22 protein-coding genes are annotated in these 25,854 nt (G+C 34.1%); 5 read left to right on the top strand and 17 right to left on the bottom strand.

Features of this window, described 5'->3' with window-relative positions; all coding sequences use genetic code 11:
• Positions 1–95: 95 nt before the first annotated feature.
• Positions 96–992, bottom strand: a complete 897-nt coding sequence (locus tag ABUA27_RS04415; protein ID WP_129980490.1) for a hypothetical protein — start codon at positions 990–992, stop codon at positions 96–98.
• A 48-nt stretch (positions 993–1,040) separates the two neighbouring features.
• Positions 1,041–1,901: a DegV family protein gene (locus ABUA27_RS04410; RefSeq protein ID WP_129980491.1), complete on the bottom strand. Its 861-nt coding sequence runs from the start codon at positions 1,899–1,901 to the stop codon at positions 1,041–1,043.
• A 95-nt stretch (positions 1,902–1,996) separates the two neighbouring features.
• Here ABUA27_RS04410 and ABUA27_RS04405 point away from each other — a divergent pair, with 95 nt between their 5' ends.
• Genes ABUA27_RS04405 through ABUA27_RS04390 form a run of 4 tightly spaced genes read left to right on the top strand, consistent with a single transcriptional unit; the run spans position 1,997 to position 3,703 of the window.
• Entirely contained in the window at positions 1,997–2,593 is a 597-nt protein-coding gene (locus tag ABUA27_RS04405) for an IMPACT family protein (RefSeq protein ID WP_022424525.1), read from the top strand.
• Positions 2,594–2,595: 2 nt separating this feature from the next.
• Positions 2,596–2,958: a manganese efflux pump MntP gene (locus ABUA27_RS04400; RefSeq protein WP_349820295.1), complete on the top strand. Its 363-nt coding sequence runs from the start codon at positions 2,596–2,598 to the stop codon at positions 2,956–2,958.
• Positions 2,958–3,200 carry a manganese efflux pump gene (locus ABUA27_RS04395; protein WP_349820294.1) on the top strand — a complete coding sequence of 81 codons (243 nt, stop codon included), beginning with the start codon at positions 2,958–2,960 and terminating at the stop codon, positions 3,198–3,200. The genes ABUA27_RS04400 and ABUA27_RS04395 overlap by 1 nt, the downstream gene beginning before the upstream one ends.
• 59 nt (positions 3,201–3,259) lie before the next feature.
• Entirely contained in the window at positions 3,260–3,703 is a 444-nt protein-coding gene (locus tag ABUA27_RS04390) for a dUTP diphosphatase (protein WP_129980494.1), read from the top strand.
• A gap of 229 nt (positions 3,704–3,932) precedes the next feature.
• Here ABUA27_RS04390 and ABUA27_RS04385 read toward each other — a convergent pair whose 3' ends face one another.
• The 15 genes from ABUA27_RS04385 to ABUA27_RS04315 form a co-directional block, all read right to left on the bottom strand.
• Entirely contained in the window at positions 3,933–5,189 is a 1,257-nt protein-coding gene (locus ABUA27_RS04385; RefSeq protein ID WP_022424521.1) for an aromatic acid exporter family protein, read from the bottom strand.
• Between the two features lie 2 nt (positions 5,190–5,191).
• Positions 5,192–5,983, bottom strand: coding sequence for a DUF4866 domain-containing protein (locus ABUA27_RS04380; RefSeq protein WP_238634314.1), 792 nt, complete (start codon positions 5,981–5,983; stop codon positions 5,192–5,194).
• Positions 5,984–6,097: 114 nt separating this feature from the next.
• On the bottom strand, positions 6,098–6,643 hold the full coding sequence (locus ABUA27_RS04375) for a hypothetical protein (protein ID WP_117459480.1): 546 nt from the start codon (positions 6,641–6,643) through the stop codon (positions 6,098–6,100).
• On the bottom strand, positions 6,624–7,376 hold the full coding sequence (locus ABUA27_RS04370) for a DUF4430 domain-containing protein (protein WP_317373653.1): 753 nt from the start codon (positions 7,374–7,376) through the stop codon (positions 6,624–6,626). Before ABUA27_RS04370 ends, ABUA27_RS04375 begins: the two co-directional genes overlap by 20 nt.
• The gene (locus ABUA27_RS04365) at positions 7,376–8,494 is read right to left on the bottom strand and encodes a prenyltransferase/squalene oxidase repeat-containing protein (RefSeq protein ID WP_349820293.1); all 1,119 of its coding nucleotides are present in this window, start codon (positions 8,492–8,494) and stop codon (positions 7,376–7,378) included. The genes ABUA27_RS04370 and ABUA27_RS04365 overlap by 1 nt, the downstream gene beginning before the upstream one ends.
• 2 nt (positions 8,495–8,496) lie before the next feature.
• Positions 8,497–10,869 carry a homocysteine S-methyltransferase family protein gene (locus ABUA27_RS04360; RefSeq protein WP_129980500.1) on the bottom strand — a complete coding sequence of 791 codons (2,373 nt, stop codon included), beginning with the start codon at positions 10,867–10,869 and terminating at the stop codon, positions 8,497–8,499.
• Entirely contained in the window at positions 10,869–11,516 is a 648-nt protein-coding gene (locus ABUA27_RS04355; protein WP_129980501.1) for a vitamin B12 dependent-methionine synthase activation domain-containing protein, read from the bottom strand. The genes ABUA27_RS04360 and ABUA27_RS04355 overlap by 1 nt, the downstream gene beginning before the upstream one ends.
• Complete coding sequence (metF, locus tag ABUA27_RS04350) at positions 11,513–12,376, bottom strand: methylenetetrahydrofolate reductase [NAD(P)H] (RefSeq protein ID WP_287845224.1); 864 nt, start codon at positions 12,374–12,376, stop codon at positions 11,513–11,515. Before metF ends, ABUA27_RS04355 begins: the two co-directional genes overlap by 4 nt.
• 44 nt (positions 12,377–12,420) lie before the next feature.
• Positions 12,421–15,864 carry a transcription-repair coupling factor gene (mfd, locus tag ABUA27_RS04345; protein ID WP_317373643.1) on the bottom strand — a complete coding sequence of 1,148 codons (3,444 nt, stop codon included), beginning with the start codon at positions 15,862–15,864 and terminating at the stop codon, positions 12,421–12,423.
• Positions 15,865–15,873: 9 nt separating this feature from the next.
• The gene (pth, locus tag ABUA27_RS04340) at positions 15,874–16,428 is read right to left on the bottom strand and encodes an aminoacyl-tRNA hydrolase (RefSeq protein WP_349820292.1); all 555 of its coding nucleotides are present in this window, start codon (positions 16,426–16,428) and stop codon (positions 15,874–15,876) included.
• A gap of 9 nt (positions 16,429–16,437) precedes the next feature.
• Positions 16,438–18,525 carry a type I pullulanase gene (gene pulA / locus ABUA27_RS04335; RefSeq protein ID WP_349820291.1) on the bottom strand — a complete coding sequence of 696 codons (2,088 nt, stop codon included), beginning with the start codon at positions 18,523–18,525 and terminating at the stop codon, positions 16,438–16,440.
• A 134-nt stretch (positions 18,526–18,659) separates the two neighbouring features.
• Positions 18,660–18,914, bottom strand: a complete 255-nt coding sequence (locus tag ABUA27_RS04330; protein ID WP_022425478.1) for a DUF1292 domain-containing protein — start codon at positions 18,912–18,914, stop codon at positions 18,660–18,662.
• Positions 18,914–21,310, bottom strand: coding sequence for a glycogen/starch/alpha-glucan phosphorylase (locus ABUA27_RS04325; protein ID WP_287845218.1), 2,397 nt, complete (start codon positions 21,308–21,310; stop codon positions 18,914–18,916). The genes ABUA27_RS04330 and ABUA27_RS04325 overlap by 1 nt, the downstream gene beginning before the upstream one ends.
• Positions 21,311–21,313: 3 nt before the next feature.
• Positions 21,314–23,218 carry a 1,4-alpha-glucan branching protein GlgB gene (gene glgB / locus ABUA27_RS04320; protein WP_129980506.1) on the bottom strand — a complete coding sequence of 635 codons (1,905 nt, stop codon included), beginning with the start codon at positions 23,216–23,218 and terminating at the stop codon, positions 21,314–21,316.
• 92 nt (positions 23,219–23,310) lie between these two features.
• Complete coding sequence (locus ABUA27_RS04315) at positions 23,311–24,300, bottom strand: nucleoid-associated protein (RefSeq protein ID WP_117459632.1); 990 nt, start codon at positions 24,298–24,300, stop codon at positions 23,311–23,313.
• Between the two features lie 120 nt (positions 24,301–24,420).
• Here ABUA27_RS04315 and ABUA27_RS04310 point away from each other — a divergent pair, with 120 nt between their 5' ends.
• A complete protein-coding gene (locus tag ABUA27_RS04310; RefSeq protein WP_349820290.1) occupies positions 24,421–25,686 on the top strand; it encodes an AI-2E family transporter in 1,266 nt (421 codons plus the stop codon).
• The last annotated feature ends 168 nt before the right edge of the window (positions 25,687–25,854 follow it).

Here is a 25,854-nt window from a genome sequence, read left to right as displayed (position 1 = left end):
TTTTCTAACACTATTATAGCGAAGAGAAAGAATTTATGCGTTAAAGTTAATGGTGACAACACCTTATTATAGGTGTTTTGATAATTTTCTTTTTATTAATAATCCCATAAGTTCATATCTGGGTAGTTTGTCTCATATAAGAACTGTTCATTCATGACTTTAGTCAATATGGCAGCCCAGAGTATTAATGCATAAAATGAATTATTTAAACATTGTACTGTACCTCCACCATTGACCTTATCTTCATATACATAAAGTTCTTCTTTTTGTGATGGCACATAATCTAGTTCATCTAGATCATCTAATATACCATCATATGGTCGCGTACTCATTTCTTCTATGACATCAATCCACTTTTTATATGCTTCTTCTGTATGATCATATGAGAAGAAACGTATCGCAGCACGCAGCTTGTATATAGCTGCATAGACTGCATTGAATGTAAGTTCTGTATAGGGTTTTTCTGTAATAAGCTTAGGTAAGAATATACCTGGCTTAAAAGTCAAATGAATACTAGGTTTTACATCAGTATAATCATGGGTAATACCCACACTCGTACGTACATATTCTCTTGATAGTTTTATTAATGCAAGACATACACACATATTCGCATATTTCATATCATCTACTAATGGGAGTGAAAAACCTAAGTCTGCACCATATTGTCTAGAGAAGAAAGGCTTAAAGACAGCTTCTTCATCATATTTATAAGTAACCGCAAAGGTATAGTCTTTAAATGTAATACCATGAGTCTTAAGAGAGTCTCTTAATGCTTCATCATAATCCTCATAATTATTCTCCAACATATCCTCTACAACATCACCACTTGTCATAACAGCTTGAAAGCTTAATTCCTGTAAAAGAACTGCTGCTTCTAATCTTTTAGTAATTTCTCCTTTGGTGATACACGTCATATCACCACTTTTCAATAAATAACGCAAGCTTTGTGTAGCTGCACTTGTCTGTACAACCATTTCAAATTCTCTTTGCATACATATACCTCCTTTCTATATAAAAAAAGCAGATTCATCATCTGCTTCCTACTCTGCGAGATTTTTGATGAATTGGATTCCTACGCCACCAATTCCCATATGAGCACCTACAACACTTGGTAACTCTCTCATGGTAACTTGACATGGACCTAATTGTTCTTCAAGATAGTCTCTTACACGCTGAGCTTCTTCAGGTGCAAGAACATCTTCAATCGCAAATGTATAATCTTTCGCATTTGCGCCTCTTTCAACAACACGATCAGCAAGCATCTTACATGCCTTACGTGTTGTTCTTACTTTGCCTAAAGTATCAATCTTACCACCTAATTCACTATTCAATTCCATAACTGGAACAAGCTTCAACATATTGCCAAGCATTGCGACTGCAGGCGTAATACGCCCACCCTTTTTAAGGTGATTCAAGTTTGGTGTAAAAATAATTGTACCTGAATGCTTAACCATATCTTCAAGCTTTTCTTTAATTTCAGAAACAGACTGACCCTTTTCTACTAATTTTCGTGCTGCTTCAACAAGCTTCTTTTGAACATGTGCTGTTCCTTGAGAATCGATTAAAGTAATAGGCATTTCTACTGTATCAGCTGCAACCTGCATACCATTTAATGTAGATGATAAACCAGTTGCGATAGGAATCCCAATTAACTCATCATAACCATCTCTTTTTGCATCTTCCATAGCCTTCATTAAAGAACCAGTCGAAGGTTGAGATGTTGTAAACATATCATCTGTTTCCTTCATCTGATTAAATACATCAAGACTTGTGATTTCTAATTGATCTAAATATGTCTGACTACCATGACCAATACATAATGGTGCAATATAAATACCTTCATGCTCTCCATTAATATCAATCTGACAGCCACTGTCTGCAATAATCGCTATTTTACTCATTTTTAATACCCCATCAGTGATAATACACTATGTACATTATAGTTTATTTCTTTTTATTTTACAACTTTTACGCTATAATACGAACGGGTGAAACTATGAGATCAATCAAAGAAACAACGACAAATACAATCATTATTAAGAAATCAGAATTCATTACTACCCTAATTCCATGTAATGATGAAAAAGAAATAAAAGACTTAATAGAACTTTATTCCAAAGATGATGCAACACATAACTGTGTTGCTTATCGAGTAGGTCCTTTAGAAAAAGCAGATGATGATGGAGAACCATCAGGTACTGCAGGACTTCCTATGTTGAATGTATTACAAAGACAAAAGATAGATAATGTGATTGCGATTGTAACACGTTATTTTGGTGGCATTAAACTAGGGGCTGGAGGATTAACTCGTGCTTATACTAATAGTGTTGCAGATGCATTAAAAGAAGCAGAAATAGTCGATAAAGAACTTGTTAAACTATATCGTATTAGTGTTGACTATCACTTCAGCCGTAAGGTATCTTATTTAATACAATCTAAGAATCTATTATTAATGAATACTGAGTATGATGAAGAAGTTCACTATGATGTTTATTTAAGAGATACATCATTCTTAGATGAACTCAATGAACTGACTGCATCCAATATGCATTATGAGGTTGTAAAGGAAGATTATATTCCTGTTGAGGTATAAAGATGTCTAGTATAGAAATATTACTTATTGGTATTGGGTTATCCATGGATGCTTTTGCGGTATCTGTATGTAAAGGATTATCTGTAAAGAAGTTGTCTATTAAGAATATATTGTTATGTGGTGTATGGTTTGGTGGATTTCAGGCATTGATGCCATTTATTGGTTATTGTCTTGCTTCTACATTGAGTGGTTTAGTGGATTCTATTGACCACTGGATTGCATTTATATTACTCGCATTTATTGGAATCAATATGATTAAAGAATCTTTTGAAGAAGAGAAACAGAATGATGACTTCTCATGGAAGACAATGTTGATGCTTGCTATCGCAACTGCCATTGATGCTTGCTATCGCAACTGCCATTGATGCTTGCTATCGCAACTGCCATTGATGCACTTGCGGTAGGTGTTACGTTCTCTTTTGAATCAATCAATATCTTCATGGCTATTTCTATTATTGGTTTAACGACATTTATTATTGCATCAGCTGGTGTATATATAGGTCATATATTTGGGAATAAATATCAACAGAAAGCACAGATTACTGGTGGTATTATTCTTATTCTCATAGGTGTTAAGATTTTAATAGAAGGTTTAGGGATTATTTAAGAGAATCTACGTGATTCTCTTTTTTAATTGACTATAATAGTATATAAGAGGTGATTTAAATGAATGAATTATCAAAATTATATCAGTTAGTATTAAACAGAGAATTAGATATTCCTAAAGGTCATATTCTAGATATTAAGAAGATTGACCATAAACTTCTTGCATTTATGCAATGTGTATATAATACAGGAGAATTAGGACATGTTTATACATTCTGGGATAAAGATACTCAGGTTGATCAAAATGCTCTTTTAGACACTTATATTGAAGGTATGCGCTTATTAATGAGTACTGCGTATGACTTACAGATTGATGAAATCAAGAATCATGAAGAAATGCCTGAAAAGAGCAGTTCTGTTGATTTACTCTTTAAAGTCAATCAGGATATTCTAGATTTAAGAAATGGTTATAGTCCTATTAAGTTACAGGATGCTTTGGATGATTATTTCCATTTTGGATTTTCTCTAGGTATCACATTTGATGATATGTTGGAAGGATTGTAAAAAAACATAATAAATACATAGAGAATACATACGAATTACACAACTTACATGTATATTATAAGCATGAAAGAGGTGATTCTTATGATCTATATTATTCTAACTATTATTGCAGTATTACTAAGTACTTTAATCATGGGAGTTGCAAATAAGTATACAAATAAAAAAATCCATGATCTTGATCATGAATTGAATATACATTGAGACTCCCCCATAACGAAAAGAAGGCAGCTTATTGTGGCTGTCTTCTTTTCATTTGAATTCCTTCATATTCGTTATGAATACTTTTTACGATACTATTGAAATCATTATCAGGTACAATAACGTCACATATAGCATCAGATGAACCATATACAATACTTTCTTTTATATCTAATTTTTCTTTTAATCTTTCCAGCATGTTTTCTGGAGTAGCGTCATAAGAAAGAATCTTAAGTAAGCACATGCCTTCAAAATAATCTTCTTCTACAAAATAACGCAATTGTTTATGTAATCCTAAATCTATCAGGTCATCTATAATATCATAGATAATCTCTTTTGTATTAAGAATACTTATATAAAGAGGTTGATATGAGTGTGTAGGCATACCAAAGATGTAATTACGATAAGGGGATTGACGCATCATATCATAATAGTCCATTTGTTCGGACTGGTCAAAACTATTATAATATGTCAATAATACATCGTCTTTGAGAACGTGATAAAAGTAATTAAGATGTTTATCATCTAATAATTGAGTGATCTTTGTACCTAATGTTTGTGATAATGGATAGGTACAAAGTAATTCATTTTTTGGTACGTCATACAAAATTGCGCCATCTAATGCGATCACTGGGAGATGCAATTTAAGATGTTCAATTTCTGCCTGCATGGATGCAGGTGTTCTTTTTGTGATGATTGTAAACAGGGCACCATCATCTACTATTTTATTCAATTGAGTCTTATTGAAGTCATTTAACTGCTGGTGTGCTGTTTGTTCCATATCATCAAGTTCAGCTACAAAGAGAACATCATTTCTTCTTTTAACTGGTAGATGTAATGTACAGACAAGATAACCCACACCAACACCAATACATGTATCTAAGACACGATAGAATAAGAATGCGTAAGGTGAAATACCAGCATGGGGAATCACTGCAACACTTAAATAAGCCACACAGGCCATAAATGCCATATGCTGTACTTTAAATAAGACTGTCAAATAAATAGTCAACATAATAAATAATGCATTAAGTAAATCCCATGCGAGATCAATATGGATGAAAGGCTGTAAAAACATGACAATAGCTCCTGTAATTGCCCCTATAAGTGTGCCGAGGGCTCTTACAAGTGCCTGGTTCTTTTCATTCTCTTTATCTGGCTGAATACAGATAATTGTGGTTATAAGGACATAGAAAGGTGATCTCTGTACACCAAAGAGAGTGAATAATACCATGATGATGAAGACAGCAATACTTGTTTTAATAATACGTAATCCGATTCTAGGCATAATTACAACTCCAAACTATCATTACCGGCTTCAGCCATCATTTTTTCTCTACAAGATAGAACTAATCCATCAATAATTTCCATATGTTCAACCATCTGTCTTCTAAACAAATGTGTAGGAAGCAATATCGCAATTTCATCATAGTCTTTATCATTCTTCTCTCCTGTTTCCTGTCCATAATAGACACGAGCAAGAGGTGCTTCTTTTTGAATACTTAAGAATGTATCCCAGATGATTGCATAAACCTGCGCAGTTGTTAGATGAAGCTTCTTAGTATCAGGAAGTGCATAAAGAAGTAAGATGCCTCTGACTGCATCTGTCTTTCTCTGGTCTACTGAACCGTCATGTTTATAATAACGTTCTATATCATAGCCATCAGCCAGATAAACAAGGGAACGGGGAACAGGCTGATGTTGTGAAAGGATACTTTTAAATCGTCTCATCGTATGGTGTGAGACATCCTTTCCTTCTAGCAGGTCTCCAGAAGGTGATGTAAGTAGCACTGGATTTTCTCCTGCTTTGCCATGAAATGTTTGAGGAATCAAATATGCATCACGTAATAAATCAAACATAGATTTACCACATATAGCGAGTAATAATGCACTAATATCCTGATTTGAATAACTATCTAGAACGACTTTTGAAAAGGTCTCATTGTTTAATTCTTCTGATCCCTGAAAGTCTTCTAGACTTGAATTGAATGTTTCTCTTAGTCTTGCACAAGCTTCTTTACTTGCGAGTATTTTGTGAAATATGTTCTCTACTTCTTGAACACGTGGAAATAATGGTGTCATAGTTTTAACCTCCATCCACTTGTGATTATAGACTTTCTATATCATATGTAAAATGTATCTTTCAGATATTGACAATATATTTATTACATGACAAAAAAGTGATTCGCAACCGAATCACTTGTAATAGTCTTTTGTATATTGAGACATTTCCTGTTTAAATAAACGCATAAGTATAGGTGCACAAAGTAAATAAAAGACAAAATTACCTACTGCATGGAATGTATCAAATAAGAGCCCCTGGGCATAATAGATACCAAACCAGACAGGACCACCAATAATTAATTGTTCGAGTGAGACAACAAAACCAAAGACATAACCCATTAAAAAGGCATAAAGAGCCATAAGAAGTAATGGGGGTTCTTTATTTATTTTCTTATAGAAGTCACTGATACATTGAGTGAATAAACAGATGACTACCCATGAGAGAATCTGAAAGATTGTCCATGTCCCCATACCTAGAATCATATTGGATGCAATAGTTGTTACTACTGTGAGTTTAATTCCAAATGATAAGCCAAATAAGAGTACAGATATAATAATGATAGATGTAACAGGTTTAAAGTTAGGAAGTGCCTGTAAGGCTACTCTAGAGGCAATATTGACTGCAGAGAGAATACCTATCAAACATATTTCTCTTGTCTTATTGTTCAATGTTGACATAATACCAGATGACTTGATCTCCTGCTTTTAACCTATAAGCTCCTGCCCCAATATTTGGTGGTGTACCATTCACCTTATACATCCATCCAGAACTTGGTCCATGATCAAATTCCTTTAATCCATCTATACCTGATACATAAACAGTAGAACCAAACCCTTTTGTAGAGATACTCTTACCATTCTGTTTCGCAAGTTCTCTTAATACACTATAAGCTGTAGAAGAACTATTCACTTCTATATTCCCCTGCATCATTGTGCTATTTACTCCAATCACCTGTACTGAAACTGTTTGTTTTATAGGTGTTTCCTGTTTAGGTGGTTCTACCTGTTGAGGCGCAGAGGTTTCTTGTTTACTAGAAGAATTATTTGTTTCTATCTTCTTTGTCTCTTGTTTAGTAGAAGAAGATTTTGTTTCCTGCTTCTTTGTCTCTTGTTTACTAGAAGAGGATTTTGTCTCTTTTTTCTTTGTTTCCTGCTTCTTAGTCTCTTGTTTACTAGAAGAATCAGATGATTTTATATCAGTCTTCTTCGATTCTTCTTGTGACTCTATTTGTTTTGTCTCTTCTTTTTTGGAAATATCTTTCTTCTTTATGCTACTTTTTACTTCATTACTAATAGTAGGTTGAGACTGGAATTGTCCAGTTATACCGCGATAAGCTGTAAAGCCAAATATAAAGACAAAAGCGATTGCGACAAAGGCAATCGCTAATTGTTTAGTTGTAAATTTCTTCATTATTTCTTTTTACTTTTAATGACTAATACGATTACACCCACAGCTGCGATAGCTGCAACTACATATGCCATCACATTTGTGTTATCACCTGTATTGACTACTTTTACTGTTTCCTTCTTTGGTTCAGTTGTAGTTGTTTCTGGCTTTACAGCTGGTGTAGTTGTACTAGGTGTTGTAGGTGTACTAGGTTTTGTAGGTGTTTCAGGTTCAGTCACTACTGGTGTAGTAGTCTTTGTATAGTCTTTTCTAGCTTTTAATACAAAGCTTCCGTTATTGATTACACCAAGTGCTCTTGCACCCTCTACTGATGCATAAGCATTTGGTTCTAACTGGAATGTGTTGTAGTTTAATGCATTGAATGTACCATCTTCATTCTGATAAGAAAGTAAATAGTTATATGCATTTGTATCTAATGTATAACCTGCAGTAGATAACCCTTCTAATACGCAAGACTGAGTATCCGCATTTCCACCCCAGCCAATATCATAAGAACCATCTGCACTATTTAACTTAGACTGTACAAAAGTATATGCTTTTGAGATAGCTGCATCATAAGTAGAACGTCCTGCAACACTTAATGCTTCCATAGCCCATCCAGTTGTATCTAGATCTGCATTTGGTCCCTGATATTCATACCAGTAAGCACCATTGGCCATAGCCATAGTAGATAACTTATCTGCAACAGCTTTTACCTTAGGTGAGTTTACTGTTTCTAAAGCCATTAATGTCCAAATAGTAGCCCCACATCCACCATTTACATCATTTGTAAGAGTACCATCTTCCTGTACTCTATTTTCTAAGATTTCTACTAAGTTAGTCTTATTGAAATCTTTTGGATTTTCACCTAATAAAGAAATTGCGATAATAGACTTAGCTAAATCACCATAAGAAGCAGTAATATAATCTGTTTCCTTGAAGTTATTTAATAAAGCATCAGCCTTATAATCAGCTTCCATACCTGTAGCTTCATACGCAATAACTGCATCAGGGCTATCTAATGCGATAGTTTTTAAATAGTTCTGTGATTTAAGAAATGCATCATCATTCGCAAAAGCTGCTGAGAATGATATCGCAAATGTTAAAGCGATAGAAGTTAATACTGTAAATATTCTTTTCATTCCTATTCTCCTCCAAATACTTTATCCGCAAAACGCACTGTTTCCATTGCGTCTTTCGCATAACAATCTGCACCGATACGATCTGCATATTCCTGAGTCATAACGGCTCCACCTACAACTGTAAGTGTATCAGGCTTCTTTTCCTTCAACAATTTAATAGTATCTTCCATACTCACTACTGTTGTTGTCATTAAAGCACTGAGTCCTACTAATTTTACATCTTCTTTTATTGCAGTATCTACAATGAGTTCAGGTGGTACATCTTTACCAAGATCAATGACATCATAGCCATAGTTTTCTAACATAACCTTCACGATATTCTTTCCAATATCATGAATATCACCTTTGACTGTCGCAATGATGATTTTTCCTTTCATTTCTCTTGGTTTACCTGCCATAGAGTCTTTAATGACTGCAAATGCAGCCTTAGCTGCTTCAGCACTCATTAATAACTGAGGTAAGAAGATAGTGCCTTTTTCAAATCCTTTCCCTACCTCATCAAGGGCAGGAATCAATTCTTCATTAATAATTTCTAGTCCTTCTTTAGTTTCAAGCTGTTTTTGAGTGGCTTTACCTGCATTTTCACTCATACCACGCTTAATACTTTCATATAAAGACATATCAACCGCTTCACTCTTTACAGGAGCTGGTGCACTATTACCATAGGCGCTAATATATTCTGTAAAGTTTGTATCAAGCCCACTTAAGGCAAGATAGGCACGATATGATTTCATCATTGCTTCTGATGAAGGATTGATGATTGCACAGCTGAGTCCTGACTGCATTGCCATAGTAAAGAAGTTCGCATTAATGATTGGTCTTTGTGGAAGACCAAAAGAGATATTAGAAACACCTAGAATAGAATGTCCATGTAATTCATCTCTAATAATACGTAATGTTTCTAATGTCGCAATGGCAGAAGTAGGATCTGATGAAATAGTCATAGCAAGTCCATCGATTACGATATCCTTAGGTTCAATACCATATTTACTTGCTTCTTTATAGATCTTCTTCGCAATACGAATACGATCTGTCGCATTATCTGGAATACCTTCTTCATCTAAGGCAAGTCCTACAACCACACCACCATATTTCTTTACTAATGGGAATACAGCATCCATGGATTCCTGTTTACCATTAACTGAGTTAATCATAGCCTTACCGTTATAGTGTCTTAAGGCTGCTTCTAAGGCGATTGGATCTGATGTATCAATCTGTAATGGCAATGCAATGACAGACTGCAACTTCTTCATGACTTCTACCATCATCTTAGGTTCATCAATTTCTGGTAGACCTACATTGACATCTAGAATATGTGCCCCTGCATCTTCCTGTTTTAAACCTTCAGATAAGATATAGTTAATATCTCCATCACGTAAGGCCTGTTTGAATTTCTTCTTACCAGTTGGGTTAATACGTTCCCCAATAATAACTGGTTTAGGACCTATTTCTACAGCCTGTGAGAAAGAAGTCACAACAGAGATATTCTTCTTTACAGGTGGTTCAATAGGCAGGTCTTTCACTAATTCTATTGTTTTTGAGAGATATTCTGGTGTAGTTCCACAACATCCTCCTAGTACATGCACATTCAATGAGGCAATCTCTTTCATCTCTGATGCGAACTCATCTGCATTCATATCATAATATGTATGACCTTCATCATCAGTCTGAGGTAAACCAGCATTAGGTGTCACAATAATAGGTGTAGAAGAAACTTTAATCATTCTTTCTACAAAAGGTTTAATTTGTGTTGGACCTAATGAACAGTTAATACCCAATGCATCAATATGTAACCCTTCAAGTACGGCGACAACTGATTCTGGTGTACCACCTGTCAACATCTTACCTTTTTCATCAAATACAACAGTCGCACATACAGGTAAATGTGAATGTTCCTTAGCGGCTAGTACTGCAGCTTTTAATTCATAGCTATCCTGCATTGTTTCAATAAGGATGACATCAGCACCCGCTTTAGTTCCATATTCAATGACTTCAGCATAAATATCTACAGCATCATCAAATGATAAATCTCCTAGTGGTTCTAAGAGCTTACCTGTAGGACCTAAATCAAGCGCAATCAGGGCATCCCCGCGCCCTGTAAGTTCTCTTGCCTTTTTTGCATGTTCTACTGCTTTTGTGACTATTTCTTCTAGATTATCTGGATATTTTAATCTATTGGCACCAAATGTATTGGTGTTGATAATATCACATCCTGCTTCTAGATAACCTTTATTTAATTCAACAATCTTTTCTGGATGGTTGATATTCCATGTTTCAGGTAGTTCACCCGCTTGTAAACCCCAGCTTTGAAGTACTGAACCAGTACCACCATCCCAGAATAACCATTCTTTTGTAAGTCTTTCTTTAAATCCCATTACTTGACCCTCCTGAATTCACATTGTGCAGGACAATTGGCACAATCCTTCGTATGACGAGGCTGTGCATGATGTGTAATACCAATGATCGCCGTCACTGATTTGGATGGGACCATTAAGAGACTTTCTAATAAACTGATACCAATCTTATCCATCTGTAATATACGCATAAAATCTTTCTGATGATCTAATGCAAGATCTCCATAACCAGGTGAAAAGCGTGGCTTTAAGAATTCATTATTCTTATATGCCTGCTGATTAAGTTCTTCATTCACTTCATCACAATAAGCTTCTATCATAGCAGCTCCTGCTGCCTGATAGATCACTGCATCACTCATCTTAGTAAGTTCTTTACGTTTAATCAAACGATCGACTTCTATACCTATAGTAGCCGCAAAGAGATAAACTGCATGACAGCCTTTTAAGTTATTCTCTAAGTTTTTACTATGTATCACCATATCACCAATTGTGATTGTATGATTCTCTATTGTGAGAGGTAATCTTTTCACAATATGACGTGGTACAGCTGTTTTCTGTAATACTTCGATACAATGATCAAGTGCACTATTGATTTCAGTAAGATCACCTTCAATGGATTGACGGTATCCTAAGTATCGTAAAGCTTCTTTACGATTGATTTCTATCATTTAAGAATCTCCGAAATATTGTTCATGATGCCTTCGGCGATGTCTGGTTTATTCATTGTATAAACATGAATATGTTTTACACCATTCGCAATTAAATCAATAATCTGTTCAGATGCATAAATAATACCAGCCTGCTTCATGATTTCAGGATTATCACCAAATGCATCCACCATCATCTTGAAATGATAAGGAATAATAGATGTACCTGACATCTGTACAGCACGACTGACCTGTTTCGCATTAGTAATAGGCATAATACCAGCGACTACAGGTACATTAATACCAGCTTCCTTGATCTTATATAAGAAGTTATAGAAAACATTGTTGTCAAAAAACATCTGAGTTGTTAAGAAATCTGCACCTGCTTCTACTTTTTCTTTTAGATGCTGGATATCTTCCTTAATGCTAGGTGATTCTACATGTCCTTCTGGATAACATGCTGCCCCAATACAGAAATCACCTTTCTCTTTAAGTTTCTTGATTAACTGACAGGCATACTGATAGTCTTCTCCCACTTGACCATCCTTAGGAATATCTCCTCTTAATGCCATGATGTTTTCAATACCATTTTCTTTAAACTGTTCAACCATGGACTCTACATGTTCTCTTGTAGAAGAAACACATGTCAAATGAGCCATGACTTCAACACCATATTTCTCATGAATATCTTTCGCAAGCGCAACAGTATGTGCACTTGTTCCTCCACCTGCACCATAAGTCACAGACATGAAACTTGGATTTAAAGATGCAATCTTTTCTGCAGCCTTTAAGACATTTTCATATTTACTGCTTGTCTTAGGTGGAAATACTTCAAAAGATAAAGTTACTTTATCTTCGTTTAATAAATCAATTATTTTCATTGATGTTATCCCCCCTTTTTTTCATATTCTACATTATTTTTTTATTAAGAACTAGTATGTGTTTTATAATATTGTTTCAAAACTGAATCTAAGAACTCCGTAGATGCTGAAACATAATAAGGCTCCATACCACTCACAATAGTTAACATTCCATCAGTATATTTCATTTGTGGCTTCTTAAACATATGATTAACATATGCAAAGAACTTCTGTCCATCTAAATCTTCTAAGAAGACTTTAGAGAAACGTATTTCTAGTCCCTGGCTGCTATCTTTCACATCATCAATAAGTGGATCATGTGAAAGGATATCAAATCTTCTCTTGACTACAATATTACGTACCTGTGATGGAAGAACACCATAAAGGTCAGTGAGTTCATGTTCTACACGTTTCAATGTTTCTAAGTCATTGGCTTTATAGACACGCTGATATAGTTCTAACTTTTCCATATCACTTTCTACATAATCTTCAGGAATATAACCATCTACAGGGACATTACGTGATGGTACAGTTTCATCCTCTTTAATCTTACCCTGCTTTTCTTCAATCGCATCCTGTAAGATTTTCATATACATATCAAAACCGACTTGATCAATAAATCCTGCCTGTTCACCACCAAGAATATCACCGCTGCCACGAATAGATAAATCTCTCATTGCAATCTTATAACCAGAACCTAATTGTGTGAATTCCTTAATAGCTGTAAGTCTCTTTTGAGCTTCTTCTGTCATCGCACGATCTTTTGTATAAAGAAGATAAGCATATGCAATACGTTCACTTCTTCCTACTCTACCTTTGATCTGATAAAGCTGTGCTAAACCAAACTTATCCGCATTCTCAATAATAATTGTATTCGCATTAGGTATATCAATACCTGTCTCAATAATAGTTGTACATACAAGAATATCGTATTTCTTTTGTACAAAGTCAGTCATGACATCTTCTAGATCATTCTTATCCATTTGACCATGTCCTACACCAATGCGGGCATTAGGTAAAAGTGTCTGCAATGTAGAGGCTGTTTCATAGATGTTTTCTGTTCTATTGTGTAAATAGAAAACCTGTCCATTACGTGATAATTCTCTTTCAATAACCTGTTTAATTAACGCCCAGCTCTTTTCTGAGACATATGTCTGTACAGGGAGTCTATTTAATGGTGGTGTTTCTATTTGTGAGAGTCCTCTAATACCCATGATGGACATTTGTAATGTACGAGGAATAGGTGTAGCAGTTAAAGTGAGTACATCAATTGTTTTTCTTAGATTCTTAATCTTCTCTTTCTGTCTTACACCAAAACGCTGTTCTTCATCGATACAAAGTAATCCTAGATCCTTGAACTCAACATCCTTAGATAAAATACGATGTGTACCGACTAATAAATCAATATTACCTTCCTTTAAATCAGCTAATATCTGTTTCTTTTCTTTAGTAGTCGTGAAACGATTGAGTAACGCAATATTCACAGGGAACTTCTCAAAACGCTTCTGCATTGTACGATAATGTTGTGCTGAAAGAATTGTAGTAGGACATAGGAAAGCACATTGTTTCTTAGATACAACCGCTTTAAAGCAGGCTCTTAAAGCCACTTCTGTTTTACCAAAGCCTACATCACCACATAATAATCTATCCATAGGACGTGGTGTTTCCATGTCCTTCTTGATTTCTTCTACAGCCTGCGCCTGGTCTGGAGTGAGTTCATAACCAAATTCACTTTCAAACTCTAATTGAAGATCCCCATCAGGTTCAAACGCAAATCCTGGCTGTTTCATTCTTTCTGCATATAAGTTAATGAGATCATCAGCTAAACCATCTACCTTCTGTCTGACTCTTGCTTTTTCTTTAGCCCATTTAGGTGAACCTAAAGCATGAATATGAGGTGGTTTACCATCTCTTGATGAATATTTTCTAATTAACTGGAACTGTTCTACCGGTACATAAAGAATATCATTTCCTTTATAGGCAATATGTAAATAATCCTTATGTACACCATCTACAACTAATGTTTCAATACCCATATATTGTCCAATACCATTTGTATCATGAACAACATAGTCTCCTACTTTTAATTCATTATAGTCTGAGATTTTAGTGGCATCTCTATATTTAATATATTTCTTTTTTGTTTCTTGTACTTTAAAGAGTTCCTGACTTGTGAGTAATACAGTCTTCTCTTCTACAAAGTTCATTCCACAAGGTAAATGTCCTAAGAATAGATTAACCCCATCATAAATCTTATTTGTGGCACTTGTGAGAGTAAATGGAATGGCATGATCAGTAAATAGGTTTATTAATATATCTATCTGACGCTTTTCATCTACACCAATCATGACACGATTATATGTAAGTAAGTCCTTTAATTGACTAATAAAGACTTTTTCATTAGCCATAGAGATCATCACAGGCTGAGTCATAAACATGATTTGTTTATCATTTTCTCTAAAGCGTACTAAATCAACATCAGGATGTTTTAAAATATCCTGAGGGTTATTAATAAGCTTAATTCCTCTGATCATCTGTCCTATTTCTTCTAGTTCATGATAATAGAGGTAGTTCTCTTCCATATAAGTCTTATAAGAAGCAAGAATAGAAGCAAGAGATGCAGTAATAATAGTATAATCACTTGCATAATCTATAATTGTGGCAGTTTGAGGGAATAAACTTAAATATTGATAAATACGTGGACTATAGTCATGTGTTTTGAGTGATTCAATATCTAATGCATATGTTTCTTCAAGTTCATCCTTGAATTCATCTTTGATCTTCATCTTCTCTTTTAAAGCCTTGATAGAAGCTTCTACTTGTGATAAACCATCATCCTCATACATCATATCTGTAGCTGGAAGAATATCGATAGATTCTTTTCTTTCTGTTCTTCTTTGTGAGTCTTTATCATAAAAAGAGATTTCTTCTATCTCATCATCAAAGAATTCAATACGTACTGGATGTTCATACTGAATTGTATAAACATCTAGCACTTCACCTCTTCTAGAGTAATAGAAAGGTGAATCTACTCTTTGGGCATTCTTATAGCCAATAGACTGTAGTTTCTTCTTTAATTCTAAAGGATCAACTGTATCACCCTTCTTTAAACTTATAATACTCTTTTTAAAGAGTTCTACAGGTGTCACATAACGTGTCATTGAATGCATATGACAAACACAGATCATTGGTTTATCTTGTGTCATCGCATATAATGCATTAATTCTTTCTCCTAATAGTTCATAAGAATACGCCACTGATTCTACACGTAATGATTCATCTGCAGGAAAATAGACAACTTGATTCACAAGTTCAGTTAATGTTTTATAGAGGTTAAATGCCTCATATTGGTTATTTTTGATAATCAGGATTTTTCTTGGATGATGCCAAAAAGAACCAGCAATGAGATAAGCCTCATCGCTAGTTGAGTTTGTGACAATAGTTCCTTTGTCTGTATCTAAGGTTCTTAGGGCCTGATTATCTTTTAAAAGATTCAGTATTTTTTCCATAACAATCACCTAGTTAAATTTATTCATTGCTTTATTAAAACCATCATCTAAATAACATAATACAGCTTCTGCTGCATGTTTAGCACCTTCTGATATAAGCTTTTCTTCTTCTTTAGAGTAGTGTCCAAGTACCCAGTCTACAACACTATAAAGCTTATTCTTTGAAATACCTACACGAATACGCTTGAAGTTCTGAGTCCCTACATGAGCAATAATACTCTTGATCCCATTATGTCCACCTGCACTGCCTTTTTCTCTTAAACGTAGTTTACCAGTAGGCATATCCATATCATCATAAACAACTAATAGATCTTCAACAGGAATCTTGAAGAACTGCATTACTGCCGCAACAGATTCACCAGAATTATTCATATAAGTCTGAGGTTTTAATAAAATAACATCTTCACCCTTATACTTGAATTTAGTATATAAGCCTTTGAACTTTTCTTTATCAATAGATTGATTCATTTCATCACTTAATACATCTAAACAATAAAATCCTGTATTATGTCTTGTCATATCATATTCTTTACCAGGATTTCCTAATCCAACAATTAATTTCATTACAATCTCCTATCTTGCACATACGACCATGGATACACCAAATACATTGAGTTGTCCATTTTCTATTCTTTCATTTGACATACTATATAATATCTTAAAATCATCTTCAATACCAATAGTAATGACATCATATGAAGGATTAAAGTAAATCTTAAATTCTTTATAATCTCCCTCATCCTGAGTGAGATGATATTCTACCATACGATAGTAGATATTGTTGATAAATACATGCTGATGCATATCTTCATAGTCATAATATCTAAAGCACTTGTTGTGTTTTCTTAGATCAATAAAGAACTTTACAGCCTGAACAACATTCATATATTCGTCATGACGTTCCCAGTCTAGTTTATTAACTGCATCACCCGCATTATAAGAATTCTGATTACCATTCTTAGTACCTAAAAATTCCTGTCCGGCATGAATAAAAGGAACCCCTTGCGCAAAAATTGTCATCGCAAGAGTTAATAAACATCTCTTTTGGCGACAATATTCATCTTCATGTCCATTGGAAATAATAAATTTATCAAATACAGTCGCATTATCATGACATTCTGTATAGTTAATGCTCTGTTCTATAGATAAGAACTTATTGTAGTCACACATCGCAATAATGGCTTCATTTGTCTTATAAGTATCCCCTGATGTATAGCCTTTGACTTCCATCTGATTAGGTCCCTTGACTGTATCTCTGAAATGATCATTAAAGAAACCTACATGAGGTGTTTTATGGTTATTTTCAATTGTTGTCTTTTCTGAATCGGGTAATGCAGTGCCCATATTCCAACCTTCACCATATAACATAAAAGAAGAATCTAAAGCATGGCCCTGTTCATAAATCATATTCACTGTATCATTATCCACAATACCCATCAAATCCATTCTAAAGCCATCTACACCATAAAGAACCTGCCATCTCTTACACATATCTAAGATATATTTACGGCACATCTTTGCGGTACTATTTAAATCATTACCACACCATGAACCATTAGATAACTCCCCATTTTCATCTCTTCTAAAGAAATAATAAGGCACTGTCTTCTCTAATGAATTATTATTCACATCATGCATATGATTATAGACTACATCTAGAATAACTCTCATATTATGCTTATGAATACAGCGTACCATACGCTGACATTCTAATATTCTCTTATAGCCATCATTTGGATCAGTAATATAACTTCCTTCAGGTACATTATATTGTGCTGGATCATAACCCCAGTTATAGAGTAAATCTGGATGATCTTCATCTACTGTTGCATAATCATTGATTGGTAAAAGCTGTACATGTGTGACACCAAGCATATCTAAATAGTCCATACCTGATGAAAAACCATTCTTAGTCACTGTACCTTCTTCACAGAATCCTAAGAACTTGCCTTTATGTGTAATCTGTACATATTTATCAATAGAGAAGTCTCTGACACCTACTTCATAAATAACTGCATCTGTCGTATGTTTTAGTTCTGTCAAAGGATAATCTACTCTTCTAACTTTATCCAAATCAATGACTACTGAACTATGCATATTAGCTGTACAAGAATAAGCATATGGATCAGCTGTTTCTATTGATTGTTCATTCATTCCAATAATATAAACATATTCATAACCATCTAGATTTTTCTTAATAGTTGTACTATAGACACCCTTATCTCCTCTTTCTAAAGGATAATAATGAACTTCTTCATCTTTCCAGATTTTTAATACAACTTCCGTAGAAAGAGGTGACCAGACCTTGAATGTCGTTTTTTCTTTTGTATAATGACTGCCTAAATCATCACCATCATAATAAAAATGATCATCAAAATCTTTACTCATAGAAAGCTGACTAAAATCTAAAAAACAAGCTAAACCATAATTATCAAACACTTTATATCTTGTACCTACAGAAAAGTTTGTATGCAAAAGATACGACTGGAATCCATTTTCTTTCTCAGTCGCTTCGCCTTTAAGTATCTTAACTTCACTTGTATCTAAATTCTTTAAATAATACTGACTTGAAATTCCGTTATAATAATTTAATGATAAATCAACTTTGATTAAATCAAAGTCAATCGCATAAGCATACATACGAATCGATTCTCTTTGCATGTCTACATCCCACCCTTTTCTCCCCCTTATTCTATCATAAAAACAGGATAAGAAAAGAGAGTATCTAAATTTGAAAAAGAAAGCCATATATCATTAAAAAAAAGACTTAACGTAATCGTTAAGCCTTTGAGTCTTTATTCTTCTTCAGACATCATTGAATCTAATACTTCCTGTACAAATGCATATTCTTCTTCTGTTTCAATAGGAAGAATATTATCTGCATCTTCAGGATCTACCTGTGAAGCATAGATATTCAACTGATCATCTTCATCTGAACTGTTATCTGTATAGATGATATATTCTTTACCTGTTGCGTCATCTGTGAATCCTAAAATGACTTCACAAGTTACTTCTTCACCATCTACGTCTAGTACGAATGTATCTTTCATTAGATTTTCACCCTATTTAAATGCCAGATATCCTTTACATAGTCTTCAATAGTTCTATCACTTGAGAAATGACCACTCTTTGCGATATTAGCTAAGCAGATCTTAGACCAGTTAGCACGGTCCTGATATAAGTTATTGATCTTTTCCTGTGCAAGTCTATAGCTTTCAAAGTCCTTTAATAAGAAGTATTCATCATTTCTAGCCATTAATTCATCAAAGATAATCTTGAATTCTTCTCTTGAAGTGTTCCAAGTACCATCTACTAATGAATCAATAACCTTCTTGATGTTTGGATTATTGTTGTATTCATTCCAAGAGCTATAAGAACCACTTGCCTTTAAGTCATTGACTTCATTATCCTTCATACCAAAGATAACTACGTTATCATCACCAACTAATTGCGCAATTTCTACATTGGCACCATCTAATGTACCAAGTGTTAAAGCACCATTCATCATGAACTTCATGTTAGAAGTACCACTTGCTTCCTTACCAGCAGTAGAAATCTGTTCAGATACATCTGCAGCAGGAATAATCTTTTCCGCAATAGTAACACCATAGTTTTCAATAAATACAACCTTTAAGTATTTATTAGTTTCTGGGTCACTGTTTACCTTATCAGCTACGCTGTTAATTAACTTAATAATCTTCTTAGCTAAATAGTAAGAAGGAGCAGCTTTTGCACCAAAGATATAAGTATGTGGATAAATTCTGAAGCTGCTATCTTCTTTCATTCTCTGATATAAATAGATAATATGCATGACATTTAATAACTGTCTCTTATATGCATGTAATCTCTTAACCTGAATATCAAAGATAGAATTAACATCTACATCAATACCATTATGTTCCTTAATGTAATCTGCAAGAATCTGTTTTCTCTGCTGTTTTACATTATAGAACTTACTCTGAGTAATTGAATCAGTTACATAAGGAGCTAACTTTTCTAAATCATCTGGTCTATGCATCCAGCTATCACCGATTGATTCATTAATTAATGAAGTTAACTGTGGGTTACAATATGCAAGCCATCTTCTATGAGTGACACCATTTGTTTTATTGTTGAACTTGTTAGGATATAAAGTATCGAAATCCTTCATTTCTCTTTCTTTTAAGATATCAGAGTGAAGCTGTGCTACACCATTGACACTAAATGAACCAGCAATCGCAAGTCTAGCCATATGTACCTGACCATCTTTAATAATCATAACTCTCTGTAATAGTTCGTTATCATTTTCAGTCTGCTGTTTTACGAAACCAATGAAACGTCTATTGATTTCTTCGATGATCTGATAAACTCTTGGTAATAAGTCTCTCATCATATCAACAGGCCATTTTTCTAATGCTTCAGCAAGGATTGTATGGTTTGTATATGCGCAGGTCTTACATACGAGATTCCATGCATCATCCCATTCCATTCCATAATCATCAATAAATACACGCATTAATTCAGGAATAACTAATACTGGATGTGTATCATTTAACTGAATAACGTTCTTTTCATGGAAGTTAGTTAAATCAGGATATACTCTTAAATGAGCACGAATAATAGAATTTAAACCAGCACATACAAAGAAATACTGCTGTTTTAAACGTAATACTCTACCAGCATGTGTAGAATCATCAGGATATAATGTCTGGCAGATATCATTCACTTCCTGTGCATACTGACGGAAATCTTTATTTGTAGGAATGTTTTCGCTAGGTTCAGCTTTCCATAATCTTAATGTATTAGTCACCTTAGTATCATTACCAACAATTGGCATATCATAAGGTACAGCACGTACTGCTTCATAATCTACATGCTTCCATCCACCAGTTGCATCATCCCAGATTACTTTACCCCAGAATTTAACTTCTGTTGCATGCTTAGGTTTTCTTACTTCCCACATATTGCCTAAACGTAACCACTGGTCTGGTACTTCTACCTGGTATCCATTTTCAATCTTCTGTTTGAAGAATCCATAGTCATAACGAATAGTATTACCGAAAGCTGGATAAGATAAAGAAGCTAAAGAATCCATAAAGCAGGCAGCAAGACGACCTAAACCACCATTACCTAAACCAGCATCAGATTCTAATTCTTCTAGGTCATGGATATTAATACCATAATCAGCAAGACCTTCTTTTGCAGTTTCATAAATACCTAAGTTCATCATATTGTTGACTAATAGACGACCAACTAAGAACTCCATAGAGAAATAGTGAACCTGTTTCTGCTGCTTAGCCTGAACTGCCATCTTTGTCATAGCCCAGTTAACAGATGCATAGTCACGAACCATAGTTTCAAGAACCATGAACTTTTCTGTTAAATGTGCTTCTTCTACTGTACGACCATATGATTCAATGATTCGCTTAGAAAATTCATACTTAAATTCTTCTTTTGTATTAAACATTTACTACTTTCCTTCCTTTACAACACTTTTCTTTGTCTTCTTTGGAGAAGACGCTTTTTTAGCTGGCTTATGATATTCAAATACCACCGCGCTAAATGGCGCTAATTTCACATGAATACTCTGTGCTTCATTGAGACAAGTACCTTTCTTTGATCTTAAAGCACGTGTATTTGTGTAATTAGAACCGTTATAACTATCTTTATCTGTATTCAAGATTTCTTTATAGCTTCCAGCAAACGGTACTGGCACAGCATAATTATCATGACTATTACCAATAAAGTTAGCTACTATAACTAAACAGTTGCCTTTCTTATCAAATCGAGCATATGAGAATACACTCTGATTATGATCATCTACAACCAGCCATTTAAATCCTTCTGGATCATAATCCATACTATAAAGAGCTGGATGTTCTTCAACCATCTTATTTAAATCCTGCATAAAATGATGGAAAGAATCATGCTGTGGATATTCTAAGATATTCCAAGCCAATGCTTTTCTTTCATCCCATTCCTTGTATTCACCTAATTCATTACCCATGAAATTAAGTTTCTTACCAGGATGAGTCATCATATATGTATATAAAGCTTTTGCCTGTGCGAACTTCTCTCCATCAAGTCCCCACATCTTATTTAAAATAGTTGCTTTACCATGAACCACTTCATCATGTGAGAATGGTAAAATAAATCTTTCTGAATAGAAATACATCATTGAGAAAGTTAATAAATTATGATCATATTGACGATAAACTGGATCTTCTTTGAAATACTTCAATGTATCATTCATCCAGCCCATATCCCACTTATAATCAAATCCTAAACCACCATCCTTAACTGGTTTAGTAACATATGGGAAATCAGTTGAGTCTTCTGCAATAGTCATTAATGCAGGATATCTTTCATGAATCTGTTCATTCATAGTCTTTAAGAACTCTAAAGCCCCATTATTTGTACCAAAGTCTTTATTACCTTTCCAGTAAATAAGGTTGCTGACAGCATCAAAACGAATACCATCAATATGGAATTCTTCTGCCCAAAAATGAACAGCACTCTTTAAGAATGAACGTACAGTATCTTTTGTCACATCAAAATATACTGAATCCCATTCAGAATAACGGTTATTCACATCTGCATATTCATAAACCCAGCCTCCATCAAACTGATAAAGACCATGTCCATCTTTTACAAAATGAGCAGGTACAAAGTCCATAATGACACCTATACCTTCTTTATGACACGCATTAATGAAATCCTTTAACTGTTTTGGCTGTCCATAACGACTTGTCGCACTAAAGTAACCTGTTGCCTGATATCCCCAAGAACCATCAAATGGGAACTCATTTAAAGGCATTACTTCAATATGTGTATAGCCCATCTTCTTTACATAAGGAATGATTTCATCAATCATTTCTTCATATGAATAAAATTCTCCATCAGATGTATCTGTAAATTCCTTTTTCATCTTCCAAGAACCAAGATTCGCTTCATAAATATTCATGTTACGATCATAGTTATTAGAACGTGACTTCATCCATCTAGAATCATGCCAGCGATAACCATCTAAATTATATACCTTAGATGCTGTACCTGGTCTAATTTCACTGAAAAAGGCATATGGATCTGCACGATCAACAATAGCTCCAGAAGGTGTTTCAATTCTATATTTATAAAGGTCATACTGCTTTAACCCTTCAATATAGAGAGTCCACACGCCTCCATCATTATATCTCTCCATATAATGTTGTGTTCCGTCCCAGTCATTAAAATTACCTACAACCTGAACACTTCTTGCATGTGGTGCATATACTGTAAAGCGAACGCCCTTTTTATCCGGATGAGCACCGAATACCTTATATGCTTCTAAACACTTTCCTTCAAAAAACAATTTTATCAAGAAATTATCTAACATACCTATATGTCTCCCTTCATAAACTTTATTATACAATAAATATGACCAAACTTCATTCATTTCAGACAACATAGGCAAAAAAATGTAAACGTTTACTTAATTGTAATGTCTTGAATATTATTTAATACGATAGAAACTGTTCCATCAGGGTTTTCTTTCTTTTCAAAAGTAGAGCCATTCACATATTCATCTACTGGCATAGTTATCTGAATATCCTCATCAAGAGTAATCTTAACAACCTCTACAGAACGTCCTAATGCATTTAAAGAAATTGTATCATCCTCACCAATCCCAAGATCCTTCAACATTGTTTCTGATTCTTCCTGAGCCTGATAATCTCTTTCCATGACCTTACGAACTACTTCTATTGGTTTAACAAGTTCACCCATCTGTGTTCTTTCTAATATTTCCTGTTTTACAAGTGGAAGTGCTTCTTTATCATTCACATGATAAATATCATCAATCTTATTCACTACTTTCTTCATAGTAGAAATCTTCTGACGATCAGTGAGTTTTTCTTCTCCCTTGATCCATTGACTATTAAGGTAAGTATCCATCTTGCCATCAATGAGATACTTCTTTTCAATAAGAGATATCTTCTTATGATCTGTATCTATAATAATCGCTTCATCAACAGCTGTACCAATCTGAGGAAGAACCTGTCTTCTTGTAATACGGACATTTTCCTCTTCTACAAGAGATACAGAATTATATTTATAATTAAGCTTTAAAGCGGCAATCATATGTACACCATCACGATAACAATCCACATATAAAATATTACTATTAGGCATTTCTTCAATCACTGAACCTAATGCAAAGAACTTTTCACTAATTTCTTTTGCCTGTTTCTTGAATTCTTCATCATCTTCTAGCATCTTATCTGCACGAAGTAATAATTCATGAAGTGAAGGCACAACAAGCTCTTTAATAGCTGGACTGTATAAAGCTTTTTCTACTTTTTTATGATAATATTCCTGAGTTGTATCATTTAATTCACAGAAATCTTCACTTAAATATATCTTACGATGCTCAAAATCAAGCATATGCATCATGATTTTATTAATAATAATAGTGTTCATTTAAATTCTCCTTTCACGTGTGTCATTATAGCAAATTTCTTCTATTCCTCAACCTTTTCTTATTTAATTTCTAGTAACAATACCCCTAATTTTGTGGTACTATTTCCTTAGGTGATTATAATGGACAACAAAAATTTCAATTTTCCAGATGACAAGATTTTCCAATATATTACATATGGTATTGTCTTAGCTTTTATTCTTTTTAATTTAGACTCAGTATGGGACTTCTTCCTTAATGCATTAGGGCTTGCAAGACCATTCTATATTGCGATAGTAATCGCATTTGTGATCAATATTCCAATGAAACTAGTAGAGAAGTTACTTGTGAAAGCAAGAGAACAATTGATGAAGAAAAAACCTAACTTAAAGCTTCCTCAATTCTTAACAGAGGGAACTCGTGGTATTGCGATGGTTATCACTATTATATGTTTACTATTAATATTAGTGATGTTCTTCTCATTCATTATTCCTAGAATTGGAGAAAGCTTCTCACTCTTATTCTCTAACTTAGATAATTATGCAAGAAGACTTGCTGTCTATATTACTTCTATATGTACAAAATTTAATATTGATTATTCAGTAACAGTAGATGAAGTACAGAAATGGTTTGCCTCTATTGATTTAAGTACAATTCTTGCGACTGCAGGTAATTTCTTAGGTAATCCTCATTTTAAAACAACAGAATTTGTATCAAATATTGGTGGTTCATTCATTACTGCCATCACTTCATTCTTTATGGCTCTCTATCTTCTTGCAAATAAAGAGAAACATCTTGAACAAGGTAGAAAACTCATTGCATATATATTAGGTCATAAACGTGCAGGCGTCGCTTTTGATATCATGAGTGAAGCCAATCATTACTTTAATAGTTTTGTGACAGGACAGATGTTAGAAGCAATATGTTTTATGTTAGAGGTTTATATTGCGATGCGTTTATTTAGAATGCCTTTCCCTGAATTAATTGCGATTATGGCTTTCTTATTTAGCTTTGTCCCAATGTTTGGTAATTTCATTACCTTCTTTGCGGGACTCATCTTAGTGGCTGCAGCACAGAGTAAGAGCATGTTCGCTTTTGCGATTATTTATCTTTGCTTACAGCAGTTTGAAGGTAATTTTGTATATCCTAAGATTGTAGGTAAATCTGTAGGTATAAGTGGTTTATTTGTCTTATTAGGTATTACTATATTTGGTAATCTATGGGGTGTTGTTGGTGTACTTATTGGTGTACCACTTACTGCTTTGATCTATGCTGTATTCTCTAGAATTATTAATATAGGACTCTATCAGAAACATATAGAAGTCACATACAATAACCTCTATAAACTAGATGAAAATGGAAATAGAATAGATAATAAAGTAAAACAAAAAAAGGACCCTTCTATTTAATCGGGATCCACATATTATGCCAGTTGAAATATTCTTCTTATGGTTTCCACATAAAACAATCTGAGTAAAGATGTCACCATCTAACTCTAGATTTGAATACCCACAAACCACAGGTATGCTATAAACACGTCTTTAATAAGTTCCTCTTAAACAGTATTAGAAACAAAG

Origin of the sequence: Catenibacterium sp. RTP21428st1_D7_RTP21428_210409 (genome assembly GCF_040227455.1) — a bacterium.
GTDB classification, from domain to species: Bacteria; Bacillota_I; Bacilli_A; order Erysipelotrichales; family Coprobacillaceae; genus Catenibacterium; species Catenibacterium mitsuoka_A.
Note: the sequence above shows the minus strand (reverse complement) of the source record. Positions and strands in the feature narration are given on the sequence as shown.